This window comes from Aureivirga marina (assembly GCF_015767265.1).
In the GTDB taxonomy this organism is placed as follows: Bacteria; Bacteroidota; Bacteroidia; order Flavobacteriales; family Flavobacteriaceae; genus Aureivirga; species Aureivirga marina.
Genome location: NZ_JADPIB010000004.1, coordinates 274,764 through 287,567, shown reverse-complemented (window position 1 = coordinate 287,567; position 12,804 = coordinate 274,764). Strand labels below are relative to the sequence as shown.

Annotated in this window: 10 protein-coding genes; 8 read left to right on the top strand and 2 right to left on the bottom strand. The window is 28.1% G+C overall.

Features of this window, described 5'->3' with window-relative positions; translation table 11 throughout:
* Positions 1 to 51 precede the first annotated feature (51 nt).
* The 4 genes from I1A51_RS10285 to folE all read left to right on the top strand — a co-directional run bounded on the left by I1A51_RS10285 (position 52) and on the right by folE (position 3,962).
* Positions 52 to 981: a YihY/virulence factor BrkB family protein gene (locus I1A51_RS10285; RefSeq protein WP_196893589.1), complete on the top strand. Its 930-nt coding sequence runs from the start codon at positions 52 to 54 to the stop codon at positions 979 to 981.
* A 17-nt stretch (positions 982 to 998) separates the two neighbouring features.
* On the top strand, positions 999 to 1,730 hold the full coding sequence (kdsB, locus tag I1A51_RS10280) for a 3-deoxy-manno-octulosonate cytidylyltransferase (protein ID WP_196893588.1): 732 nt from the start codon (positions 999 to 1,001) through the stop codon (positions 1,728 to 1,730).
* A 158-nt stretch (positions 1,731 to 1,888) separates the two neighbouring features.
* Positions 1,889 to 3,259, top strand: a complete 1,371-nt coding sequence (gene hisS / locus I1A51_RS10275) for a histidine--tRNA ligase (protein ID WP_196893587.1) — start codon at positions 1,889 to 1,891, stop codon at positions 3,257 to 3,259.
* A 34-nt stretch (positions 3,260 to 3,293) separates the two neighbouring features.
* A complete protein-coding gene (gene folE / locus I1A51_RS10270; protein WP_196893586.1) occupies positions 3,294 to 3,962 on the top strand; it encodes a GTP cyclohydrolase I FolE in 669 nt (222 codons plus the stop codon).
* Between the two features lie 70 nt (positions 3,963 to 4,032).
* Here folE and I1A51_RS10265 read toward each other — a convergent pair whose 3' ends face one another.
* Positions 4,033 to 5,772: an ABC transporter ATP-binding protein gene (locus tag I1A51_RS10265; protein WP_196893584.1), complete on the bottom strand. Its 1,740-nt coding sequence runs from the start codon at positions 5,770 to 5,772 to the stop codon at positions 4,033 to 4,035.
* Positions 5,773 to 5,925: 153 nt separating this feature from the next.
* On the bottom strand, positions 5,926 to 7,164 hold the full coding sequence (locus I1A51_RS10260) for an ABC transporter permease (RefSeq protein WP_196893582.1): 1,239 nt from the start codon (positions 7,162 to 7,164) through the stop codon (positions 5,926 to 5,928).
* Positions 7,165 to 7,172: 8 nt separating this feature from the next.
* Here I1A51_RS10260 and I1A51_RS10255 point away from each other — a divergent pair, with 8 nt between their 5' ends.
* The 4 genes from I1A51_RS10255 (at position 7,173) to I1A51_RS10240 (ending at position 12,795) form a co-directional block, all read left to right on the top strand.
* Complete coding sequence (locus tag I1A51_RS10255; protein WP_196893580.1) at positions 7,173 to 8,408, top strand: exo-beta-N-acetylmuramidase NamZ family protein; 1,236 nt, start codon at positions 7,173 to 7,175, stop codon at positions 8,406 to 8,408.
* A 381-nt stretch (positions 8,409 to 8,789) separates the two neighbouring features.
* Positions 8,790 to 9,467 carry a response regulator gene (locus I1A51_RS10250; RefSeq protein ID WP_196893578.1) on the top strand — a complete coding sequence of 226 codons (678 nt, stop codon included), beginning with the start codon at positions 8,790 to 8,792 and terminating at the stop codon, positions 9,465 to 9,467.
* A 314-nt stretch (positions 9,468 to 9,781) separates the two neighbouring features.
* A complete protein-coding gene (locus I1A51_RS10245; RefSeq protein WP_196893576.1) occupies positions 9,782 to 11,734 on the top strand; it encodes an elongation factor G in 1,953 nt (650 codons plus the stop codon).
* Positions 11,735 to 11,805: 71 nt separating this feature from the next.
* Positions 11,806 to 12,795 carry a T9SS type A sorting domain-containing protein gene (locus I1A51_RS10240; RefSeq protein WP_196893573.1) on the top strand — a complete coding sequence of 330 codons (990 nt, stop codon included), beginning with the start codon at positions 11,806 to 11,808 and terminating at the stop codon, positions 12,793 to 12,795.
* The last annotated feature ends 9 nt before the right edge of the window (positions 12,796 to 12,804 follow it).

The window sequence follows — 12,804 nt, the reverse complement described above, 5'->3', positions numbered from 1 at the left end:
ATTAAAAATCAGCAATCTAAGTAATTAGAAACAAGTTATATTTTCATAGCTATGACCAAGGAAATTGAACAAAATCTAATGAAAGTTCCAGTTTTAAACCTTTTGGTAAAACTTGGGAAAAAAGTCGCAATCCCTGGATTGAACGGAATGACTTTGTATGATTTATTAGAATTATACATCATCGGTATTGTAAAAGGAGCTTTAACTTCCAGAGCTGGAGGAATTGCTTTTAGTTTCTTTATGGCACTTTTTCCCTTTTTACTTTTTGTTTTAACACTGATTCCTTATGTCCCAATTGAAGGATTCCAAGAAGATTTCATTGCACAAATCGAAAATTGGCTTCCTCCAAATACAAGTGAAGCAGTTCAATCTGTTATTGAAGATATTGCTAAAAACAAATATGGAGGATTACTTTCCTTCGGTTTTTTAACGTCTATTTTTCTAATGACAAATGGTGTCAATTCTATTTTTGGTGGTTTTGAATATTCATATCACATTAAAGAAATGCGAAGTGTCATTCGTCAATATTTAATTGCACTTGGAACATCCATAATGCTTTCTATCTTATTATTGACAACGATTGCTTTTATCGCTTATTTAGAAATTGGTGTTCGAAATTTACAAGAATCCGGTTGGGTAACCAACGATGGTTTTTGGATTCAAAATGGAAGTATTGTTCTGTTTATTTTTATGATTTACCTTTCTGTTTCTATTCTTTATCACTTTGGAACAAAAGAAGTAAAACATTTAAAATTCTTTTCAATTGGAGCTTTACTTACAACACTTTTAACGCTTTTAATGTTTTATTTATTCGGAATTTATGTTATTAAATTCTCTAAATACAATGAACTTTATGGTTCTATCGGAACCTTATTAATATTAATGCTTTTTGTTTGGTTAAACTCCATTATTCTTCTTCTTGGATTTGAATTAAATGCAAGTTTAAACCGACTTAGAAAAAGGCAATTACCTAAGAAATAATTAATTTTTATATAAATATGAAATGTATAGCAATGATTCCTGCACGACTTCAGGCAACAAGATTTCCTGAGAAATTGATGCAAGATTTAGGCGGAAAAACAGTCATTTTAAGAACTTATGAAGCTACTGTTGAAACACATCTTTTCGATGCTGTTTATGTGGTAACAGATAGCCAAGTAATTTTTGATGAAATTGTCCATCATGGCGGGAAAGCAATCATGAGCATACATCAACACGAAAGTGGATCAGATAGAATTGCAGAAGCAGTTGAAAATATGAATGTAGATGTTGTGGTAAATGTTCAAGGTGATGAACCTTTTACAAAAAAAGAACCATTGGAAAAACTTCTACAAGTTTTTAAAGAAGATGCAGATAAAAAAGTAGATGTTGCTTCTTTAATGTTTCCATTAACTGACTTAGAAGCAGTTCAAAACCCAAATAATGTAAAAGTAGTTGTAAATAAGAATAATGAAGCAATGTATTTTTCTCGTTCCCCTATACCTTTTCCAAGAGAAAAAGAATTGGCTTCTTATTTTAAACATATCGGAATTTACGCGTTTAGAAAACAAGCGCTTTTAGATTTTTCAAATACACCAATGACAAAATTGGAAGCTACAGAAAAATTAGAAAATTTGCGTTTTTTAGAACATGGAAAAACAATGAAAATGGTGGAAACTTCGCATGCTGCTATTGGAATTGATACTCCTGAAGATTTAGAAAAAGCGAGAGAGATTCTAAAAAATATGTAACCACTCCTATCCTATTTTTTATAAAACAAAAAAGAGATAAAAACGGTTAGATAAATTAAATTTATACAACTATTAGTAAATCGAATTAAAAATTATTAAAACAGAGTTTACATATATCAACATTGTTTCAGATATTTGCAAACTATTTTATATAAATCATGGCACAAAAACCTGGTATACCGAAAGGAACGAGAGATTTTTCTCCAAAAGAAGTTGCACAACGCAACTATATCATGAACATTATCAAGGAAGAATTTGAGACATTTGGATTTCAACCAATTGAAACTCCAAGTTTTGAAAACTCTTCAACTTTAATGGGAAAATATGGAGAAGAAGGAGATAGATTGATTTTTAAAATATTGAATTCTGGAGATTACTTAAAAAAAGTAGATCCAACTTTATTAGAAAATAAAGATAGTAAGAAAGTTACATCTGCTATTTCAGAAAAAGCTTTACGTTACGATTTAACAGTGCCGTTTGCTCGTTACGTAGTGCAACACCAAAATGATTTAGTATTTCCATTTAAAAGATATCAAATGCAACCTGTTTGGAGAGCAGACAGACCACAAAAAGGAAGATATAGAGAATTCCGTCAATGTGATGCTGATGTTGTAGGAAGTACTTCACTTTGGCAAGAAGTAGAATTTGTACAATTATACGATGCTGTTTTTACTAAACTTCGCCTAGAAGGAACAACAATTAAATTAAATAACAGAAAGATTTTATCAGGAATCGCAGAAGTTATTGATGCGCAAGATAAATTAATTGACTTTACAGTTGCTTTAGATAAATTAGACAAAATTGGTCAAGAAGGTGTTGTAAAAGAAATGCTTTCTAAAGGAATTTCAGAAGAAGCAATTCAAAAAGTAACACCACTATTTAGCTTTGAAGGTTCAAACATCGAAAAGTTAGACAAACTACAAGCGATGTTAGAAAATTCAGAAGAAGGATTAAATGGTGTAAAAGAATTAAGATTTGTCATCGAAAATATTGAGAAATTAGGATTAGATTCTGCAAAACTTGATATTGATGTAACACTTGCAAGAGGATTAAATTATTACACAGGAGCAATTTACGAAGTAAGTGCACCTGATACTGTAAAAATTGGTTCGATTGGTGGTGGAGGTCGTTATGACGATTTGACTGGAATTTTCGGATTAAAAGGAATTAGTGGAATTGGAATTTCTTTTGGTTTAGATAGAATTTATTTAGTTTTAGAAGAATTAGGATTGTTTGATGAGGTGATTTTACCAAAACCAACAGTTACTTTCATCAATTTTGGTGAAGCAGAAGCTGCTTACTGTATGAAAGCAATCAAAGAACTTCGTAAAGCTGGAATTAAGTCGGAATTGTTTCCTGATAGCGCAAAAATGAAAAAACAGATGAACTATGCAAACAAGAGAGAAATTCCTTTTGTTGTATTAGTTGGAGAGAAAGAAATGGAAAATAATAGCTTCTCATTGAAGAACATGAAGGATGGAACACAGAAAGAATGTTCTTTAGAAGAGTTATTAGATATTGTAAAATAAATTAACTTTGCGGTTTTAAACTCATATTGATAAAATGAATCCAGAAGAAATAGAAGATATTGGAGACAACCACATCAGTACATCAGCGGTGACACCATTACGTCCAGATGCTTTTGATATTTCTGATGACGAAAAAATAGAGAAGATAAAAGAAAACGTTAGAGAAATCATGGAAACTCTAGGTTTAGATTTAACAGATGATAGCTTAAAAGGAACTCCACGAAGAGTTGCTAAAGCTTATGTTAAAGAGTTATTTGGAGGATTAAATCCGAAAAGAATGCCTAAAGCTTCTACTTTTGAAAATCACTATAATTATGGTGAAATGTTAGTAGAAAAAAATATCGTGGTTTACTCTACTTGTGAGCATCATTTTTTACCAATTGTTGGTAGAGCTCACGTTGCATATATTTCAGGAGGAAAAGTGATTGGACTTTCAAAAATGAACAGAATTGTAGATCATTTTGCGAAAAGACCACAAGTACAAGAGCGCTTGACAATGCAAATTGTACAAGAATTACAAAGAGCATTAGGAACAGAAGATGTTGCTTGTGTAATTGATGCAAAGCATTTATGTGTAAATTCTCGTGGAATTCGTGATATTGAAAGTAGTACAGTAACTGCTGAATTTGGAGGAAAATTTAAAGAAAAAGAAGTTCGTAGAGAATTTTTAGATTATATCAAAATGAATACATCATTTGATTAATTATAAATTTTGAATCAATTAAAAAGAGATTTTTACTAAGTGTAGGAATCTCTTTTTTTATTTGTTTAATTTACATTCGACTCTGATAATTATACATTTGATAGTATTTTCCTTTTTTAGCAATTAATTCTTCATGTGTACCTCTTTCTTTAATCTCTCCGTCTTCTATGAATAAAATTTGATCTGCTTTTTCAATAGTTGTAAGTCGATGTGCTATAATAAAAGTTGTTTTATTTTTCATTAAATTTTCTAAACTTTTCTTGATAAAATTTTCACTTTTCACATCTAAATTAGAAGTGGCTTCGTCTAAAATTAAAATTTTCGGATTCTTTAATATTGCTCTTGCTATTGAAATACGTTGTTTTTGTCCACCAGATAATTTCATTCCATTTTGACCGATTACAGTATCTAATCCATATTTAAAACGATCTGTAAATTCATCTACAAAAGCACTTTTAACAGCATTTTGAAGTTCTAAAAAAGATGCTTCAGGTTTAGAATAAAGAATATTTTCGGAAATTGTTCCATCAAATAAAAAATCATCTTGAAGTACAACTCCTAAATTCTTTCTATAATTATTTAAATGAATTTTATTCAAATGGTATTTATGATCTAAAATAATATCTCCAGTCTGAATTTTATTAAAAGTAGCAATTAAATTTACTAAAGTAGATTTTCCAGAACCTGAAGGCCCAACAAAAGCAGTAACACTTCCTTGAGGAACAGAAAAATTAATATTTTTTAGAATTGGAATATTTTTATTGTAAGCAAAATTAATGTTTTTGATTTCAAAACTTCCTTGAATTTCTGGAAGATTCATTGATCTTTCTTCATCTTCTTGTTCGGATTTTTTTTGTAAAAATTCTCTAGTTCTTATCAATCCTGCGAGTGCTTCCGTCATTTTTGTGCCAATTGTACTCATTTGAATAATCGGAGAAATCATAAAACTTAAATACAAGGAAAAAGAAACAAAATCACCAAGCGTAATTCCTCCTTTAATCACCATACTTCCACCAACGCCAAAAATAAACACAGTAGCAATTCCCATTAATAAACTTCCAGAGCTTGTAACTAAAGCAGAAGCAGTCAATGTTTTTTTGATATTTTCGAAAAGGCGCATTGCTCCTTCTTCAAAAACTTCCACTTCATGTTCTTCTGTATTATAACTTTTAATCACACGAATTCCATTTATAGATTCAACCAATCGAGAGGAAATACTTGCTAAAATTTTACTTTTATCAATATAAAAAGGATGAATAATTTTATAGCCCTTTAGTGTTAAATAAACAAAAAGAATCAATGGAATTAAAGAATATAAAGTCAGTTTTACACTTATAGTCAATAAAATTGCAATTGAAAAAACTGCAGTTACAAATCCACCAGCAAGTTGAACTAAACCAGTTCCTACAATATTTTTAATTCCAGCAACATCGGTCATAATTCTTGAAACCAATTCACCAGAAGAATGTCTATCGAAAAACTTCGAAGGTTGTGATAAGACACGTTTTTGAACTTTGATTCGCATATTTGTAATCATACATTGCGCTTCAACACTTAATAAACGAGTTAATAAAAAAGAAGTGATAGACTGGATTAAAACAGCGATAATTACATAAATAATTAACTCTGTAAGTAATTGTTGGTTTTTTTCAGGAAATACATCATCTAATAATCTTTTACTTGCCCAAGGCGTTACTAAAGCAGCAAGTTTTCCAATAATAATCAATAACATCCCAAAGAAAACCAAACTTCTTCTTGGCCAAACAATTTCTCTTAAAATATAAGGATATATTGATTTATCTATTTTCATTTTATAAAATTTCGCTTGAAATACATTATAAATTACTAAAAATAGAGCGCAATTTTCCCTTTCAATCTGTTAATTTATTTCCTATTATTTAAATTAAAAGCATAAAAAAACACACTAAAATTAAGTGTGTTTTCTGAATATATTTTTAAATAATTATTGAAATTTAATTGCTTTAATTGGATTTACTTTAGTGATGATATAAGAAGGTAAAAGCATCATGATAAAACATAATAAAAGTGTTCCTGCATTCAATAGTAAAATATGATACCATTCGATAAAAACTGGCGCAGATTTTACATAATACGTTTTTGGATCAAGTGTAATTAATTGAAATTGTTCTTGAATAAAAAGTGCTCCTAGACCAATTACATTTCCCCAAAAAAGACCAATTAAAATAAGATAAGTAGCATTGTATAAAAAGACTTTTCTAATACTCCAATTTGTAGAACCTAAAGCTTTTAAAACACCAATCATACTTGTTTTTTCAAGAATTAAAACTAGAAGAGCTGTAATCATATTAATTCCAGCAATCAGAATCATGATACTGATAAGAACAATAATATTTTTATCAAATAGTTCAATCCATTCAATGATATTTGTGTATTTATCAATGATACTAATCGCATTTAAATCAGAATCAATTGTTTCGTAGATTTCATTATTTTTTTGTTGTAATGTATTAAAATCATCTACAAAAACTTCGAATCCTCCAACCTCATCAGATTTCCATTTGTTCATTCGTTGAATTTGTCGAATATCTGTAATAATTACATTTTTATCTAATTCTTCTAAATTTGCTTCATAAATTCCTACGACATTAAAAACACGCACATTTGGTGGTTTATTCAAGTTTTCTTTGATAAAAAAAGTATTGAATTTTTCTCCAAGATTTATTCCTAATCTATCCGAAATTTTCTTAGAAATTAAAACTTCTTGATTCATTCTTTTTCCTGAATAATTCGGTAATCTTCCTTCAACTAAAATTTCTTTGAAAAAATCCCAATTATATGTGCTATCAATTCCTTTTGCTAAAATTCCTTCGAAATCAGTTTCTGTTCGAATAATTCCTGGCTTTGTTGCATAAGGTTGAATTGTTTTAATTCCTTCGATTGTAGGAAAATTTGGATAAAAATCTTGATTTTTTGAAATAGGAATTAAAGTGATATCAGAATTATTTGCATCGAAGTTAACAATCTGAATATGACCATTAAAACCAGAAAGTTTTTCTCTAATTTTTTCTTGTAATCCTAAACCAACTCCAATAGCAATTAACATAATAGTCATACCCAGTATAATTGCTAAAATTGCTATTTTTATAATTGGTGTAGATACACTATTTTTATATTTTTTATCTTTTATGATTCTTTTTGCTAAAAATAACTCGTAATTCAATTTCAGTAATGCTTAAATTTAAATTCAAAAATACATATTTCTTGTTGGTTATCTCATTATTTTTTCTGTTGATTTCGTGTAATGCACAAAATTCAAAAAAAAATGAGCCAGAACTTATTAGTGCAGCCAATAATTTAGAACAATATTTACCTTTATTAAAAGGAAAAAAAATCGGAATTGTCGCCAATCAAACTTCCGTGATTAAAAATACTAAAGGAAATTATACACATCTTGTAGATTCTTTATTGAGTTTACATGTAAATGTGAAAAAAGTATTTGCACCAGAACACGGATTTCGTGGAAAAGCAGATGCTGGAGAAAAAGTTTCAAATAGTATTGATCAGAAAACAAATTTGCCAATTATTTCATTATACGGAAAAAATAAAAAACCTTCTAATGCAGATTTGAGTGATATTGATATTTTACTTTTCGATATTCAAGATGTTGGAGTTCGTTTTTATACATATATTTCTACTTTACATTATATAATGGAAGCTGCTTCTGATAATCACAAACAAGTTATTGTCTTAGATCGTCCAAATCCGAACGGACATTATATTGATGGTCCTGTTTTACGAGAAGGATTTTCTTCTTTTGTTGGAATGCATCCTGTTCCTGTTGTATACGGAATGACAATTGGAGAATATGCTAAAATGATAAATGGAGAAGATTGGACAGAAAGTGATTATAAATGTGATTTAACGATTATTCCGCTTACAAACTATAATAGAGATTCAATTTACGAGTTGCCTATTAAACCTTCGCCAAATTTACCAAATAAAAAATCAATCAACCTATACCCTAGTTTATGTTTTTTTGAAGGAACAAATGTGAGTTGTGGACGTGGAACAGACCAACAGTTTCAAATTTATGGTTCGCCATTTTTACCTGTAACAAGATATTCTTTTTCTTTTGAGCCAAAACCAAATGCTGGAGCAAAATATCCAAAACACAATGGAGAAGTTTGTTTTGGTGAAGATTTAACTTCAACTGAATATTTAAGTGAAATTAAGTTAGATTGGCTTTTGAATGCCTATTATTCAACGATGAATAAAAATGAATTTTTCTTAAAAAATAAGTTCTTTAATAAATTGGCTGGAAATGATATTTTAATGAAACAAGTAATCGATCAAGATCCTATAAGAGACATTAAAGCATCTTGGATTGTCAAAACCAGAAAGTTTAAAAAAACAAGACAAAAATACTTGTTATATCCAGATTTTAAATCAACAGAATTAGAATAATTAAATGTATTTCAGTACTTTAAACTTAAATTTTAACATTTAAAATTCTATTTACCATACTAATTATCAAATAGTTAATCTAATTATTTGTAATTTTTCATGCTTTAAAGTAATAAAATAGAAGTATTTTCTCAAATGATAATATTAATTAAAATCAGATTTGTTAATAAAGTCATAATTTTAAAATTAAATTAACAATACATCTTCAATTCATTCGTTTTTAGCATAAATATTCAAGTATAAGTTATATATTTGAAATGGAAAACTTTAAAAAAATTATTCTAGGTTAAATTACTAATTACGAAAAAACTATATGTAAATACGACCATTTTTTATTCTAGCTATTGAAAATTGGTTGTAAAGCAACAACACATAAGTATTATGCCAAAAAAGAGACTAAATGTACTAATCATTGAGGATCACCCTATAATTATAGAAGGGTATAAAAATGCCTTACTAAGCGACGAATCAAGCAATGAGTATGACTATTTTTTTAGACAAGCTTCTAATTGCGATGATGCTCTAAAAACTTTAAAATTAAAAAGTGCTGCGAATACGAATTTAGTTTTACTTGATATCAAACTTCCTCCATCTCAAAAAAACCATCACGTTACTTCTGGTGAAGATTTAGCAATTCATATTAGGAGAAATTTTCCTGATACAAAAATTATAATTCTTACAATGTTAAGCGAACAGGAACGAATTATAAATATTTCTAAATCTATTGAGCCAGATGGATTCATTATTAAAAGTGATCTTACATCAAAAGTTTTAAAAACTGCTTTTCATAAAGTTTTTAATGATCCTCCTTTTTATAGTGAAAGTGTTCTAAAAATTCATAAAATGAATAATAATGCAAGTGTTTTAATCGACCAAATTGATAGAAGTATCTTGTATCATTTGTCTAAAGGTGTGAAGACAAAAAACCTTGTGGATTACATCCCATTATCACTAAGTGCAATAGAAAAGAGGAAACTAAACTTAAAAAAAGTTTTAGAATTAAAAGAGAAAAACGACAAATCACTTATTTCCAAAGCATTAGAAAAAGGATTTATCTAGAAAAGTTTACGGTAAAACCGTAATTTCCGTATATATTAATTCTGTATTTTTACAATGATTAATAGCTAGACTAAATATTTTTTTGTTCATTCAAGTTTTGAGAAGATCTAGTGTAAAATATAAGTTCAATATTTGTAAAATTTTAGATAGCGTTACAATACAAATTATTTGTTATATATAAAAAAGGGTTCTTGGGATTTTTACCTTATAAAAAATAACACATATTTTACACACAGATCTTCTCTTACTTTTTAACTTCACTTTTTATAACATTTACACTTTATTACCTTTGTCTTTTTATGAAAACTATGTAAATGGATAAAAGGATATTAAATATAGGAATTTTTGCGCATGTAGACGCAGGAAAAACTTCGATTACTGAAAATTTATTATACAAATCAGGAAAAATTAGAAATTTAGGAAGTGTTGATACTGGAACGACACATACTGACTTCTTAGAAATTGAGAAAAAAAGAGGAATCTCTATTAAATCTTCTATTTCTTCTTTTGAGTGGAAAAATCAAACAATTAATATAATTGATACTCCTGGACATACTGATTTTGCTTTTGATGTTGAAAAATCTCTTTCTGTGATCGATGGTGCTATTTTAATAATTTCTGCTGTTGAAGGAATTCAAGGTCACACAGAAACAATTTGGAATGCACTTCAAAAAATGAATATTCCTACAATTATTTTCATTAATAAAATTGACAGAATTGGAGCATCAATTGAAACAATTTTACAACAAATCCAAAAAACATTTACATCAAATTATATTTTACTTCAAAAATTGGAAAACGAAGGTCTGGACAATGTTTCTATCGAAAATGAAATTTTAGCACCTTCTACTCCGTTTTTAGAAAAAGTTATTTCACATAATGATGAACTTCTAGAAGAATATTTTGACGGAAATAAAATTAGTTCTTCAGATATTGAAAAAGAATTACAACGTATTATTATTCAAGAAAATACACTTCCAATTCTTTTAGGTACTGCAAAATTAGAATTAGGAATTGAAAATTTATTAAATGCAATTACTGATTTTCTTCCAATTCATAAAAACGAAAATGAGAAGGAATTATCAGCTCAAATTTTCAAAATCATCTATCATAAAGATTTAGGAAAAGTTTGTTTTGTTAGAATTTTTTCTGGTTCTATCAAAAATAGAAGTATGATTAAAAATTGTTCTCAAAACATTGAGGAAAAAATCGGGCAATTAAAAATTAATTCAGGAGCAAAATTCGAAAATGCACAAGAAGCCTTTACGAATGAAATTGTTGCAATTTGTGGATTTGAACAAGCTAAAATTGATGATTATTTAGGAACAAAACCAAAACATCATACAGAGAAAGTAGAATTAAATAAACCTTTATTAACTGTACAAGTTAAACCAAAATATGAAAAAGATTTTCCAAATTTGGTTACAGCTTTACAAAAATTAGCTACAGAAGATTCAACTTTAGATTTAGAATGGTTAAAAGATGAAAAAGAATTACACATAAAAATTCTTGGAAAAATGCAAATTGAAATTCTACAAAATATTTTAGTATCACAATATCAAGTAGAAGCATTTTTTGAGAATCCATCTGTAATTTTTAAAGAAACTCCTACTAAATCTGGACAAGGTTATGTTCGCTATTGGATGCCCAAACCTTGTTGGGCAATTATGAAATTTAAAATTGAACCAGGAGAAACTGGAAGTGGAGTGATTTATGAAAGTAAAATTGGCGTAAATGATGTTTTACAAAAATATCAAAATGAAGTTGAAAAAGCGATTCCATTTGCATTAAAACAAGGAATTAAAGGTTGGGAAGTTACAGATCTTAAAATTACACTTATTGAAGGTGAAGATCATAATGTACATTCAAGAGCTGGAGATTTCACAATTGCAACACCAATGGGAATTATGGAAGGATTAAAAGAAATTGGAACTACTTTTTTAGAACCTTTTATTTCTTATAAAATTACTGCTCCAGAAGAATTTCTAGGGCAAATTACAAGTGAAATTATTCAAATGCGTGGAACTTTAGAATCTCCTGAAATTGAAAATGAAAAATTTATTTTAAAAGGAACTCTTCCTGTTTCGACTTCTTTAGATTTTCCTATAAAAATTAATTCACTTTGCAAAGGAAAAGCAATTTTCACAAGTCAATTTTATGGCTATGAAAAATGTGAAGAGAAATATGGTGTTTCGCAAGATTACAGAGGAATTAGTCCACTTGATAGAGCTAAATACATTTTAAAAGCTAGAAAGGCAATCCAATAATTTGTTTATTTGAGTAGTTTACTTATATTTCATTCGCTAAAATTGATTATGAATCTTTAAAAATATAAACTATGAAAAAAATTACGCTAGCAATTGCGTCTATTTTCGCATTATCTAATCTTCAAGCACAAGAATTTGCTCCAATTGGTGCGACTTGGTATTATAGTGATGTTGAAGTTGTTCATGAAACAACTGGAACAGATGTAACTTTTTATTATTCAAAAATTAGTTATAATAAACATGTAGTTTCAGAAGAATTAGAATTTGCAGGACAAACTTGTAAGAAAGTGGATTTTTATAATGATGAAAATAGTATAATTAATTCAAAATACACGTATGAACAGGATAATAAGATTTATGTATATCTTGATCAAATAAATGGATGGTATACAATTGTTGATTTTAATTTAGAAGTAAATGAAACATTCACTTTACCATTTGCTCCGACATCAGATGAAACTATAGATTCTATGGAATTAAAAGTTTTATCTAAGGAAACGGTAATAATTGATGGTGAAGAAAGAATAAAAATGGCTGTTTCTGGGAAAGTTAAAGAGCCTACATTTAGTACTGATGATTATGATTCTTATACTTTTGTTGAGGGAACATTTATTTCAGGTTTAGGAAATATTGAAAGAAATCCACTTGAACTTTATTCATATAATGACGATATTGATCAACCTTATCCAAATGAAGACACATTAAATTATCCTATCCGTTGTTATTCTGATGAAAATACAACATATACAAATCCTCATGATTATTATAATGGTTTTTACTTTGATGGATCAGATTGTGAAGCTAAAGTTTTAGATGTGGATGATTTTTCAGAAACTAATTTAGAAATTAATGCCTTCCCTAATCCTATTGAAAACTTTATTTCAATTTCTATTCAAGAAAAGTTTGATTTTGAAATATTTGATATTCAAGGAAAATCGGTTTTAAAAGGAAATGCAAAACCTCTGGAAACTATTAATTTAAAAAAATTAGAAAAAGGGATTTATATATTAAATATTAAAACTTCTAAACAATCTAACTCAATACAATTAATGAAAAAATAATATTCTAAA

What these genes read in the sequence shown, in the direction of transcription:
- I1A51_RS10285 (WP_196893589.1), top strand. Translation starts at nt 52, where the DNA reads ATGACCAAGGAAATTGAACAAAATCTAATGAAAGTTCCAGTTTTAAAC.
- kdsB (WP_196893588.1), top strand. Translation starts at nt 999, where the DNA reads ATGAAATGTATAGCAATGATTCCTGCACGACTTCAGGCAACAAGATTT.
- hisS (WP_196893587.1), top strand. Translation starts at nt 1,889, where the DNA reads ATGGCACAAAAACCTGGTATACCGAAAGGAACGAGAGATTTTTCTCCA.
- folE (WP_196893586.1), top strand. Translation starts at nt 3,294, where the DNA reads ATGAATCCAGAAGAAATAGAAGATATTGGAGACAACCACATCAGTACA.
- I1A51_RS10265 (WP_196893584.1), bottom strand. Translation starts at nt 5,772, where the DNA reads ATGAAAATAGATAAATCAATATATCCTTATATTTTAAGAGAAATTGTT.
- I1A51_RS10255 (WP_196893580.1), top strand. Translation starts at nt 7,173, where the DNA reads ATGCTTAAATTTAAATTCAAAAATACATATTTCTTGTTGGTTATCTCA.
- I1A51_RS10250 (WP_196893578.1), top strand. Translation starts at nt 8,790, where the DNA reads ATGCCAAAAAAGAGACTAAATGTACTAATCATTGAGGATCACCCTATA.
- I1A51_RS10245 (WP_196893576.1), top strand. Translation starts at nt 9,782, where the DNA reads ATGGATAAAAGGATATTAAATATAGGAATTTTTGCGCATGTAGACGCA.
- I1A51_RS10240 (WP_196893573.1), top strand. Translation starts at nt 11,806, where the DNA reads ATGAAAAAAATTACGCTAGCAATTGCGTCTATTTTCGCATTATCTAAT.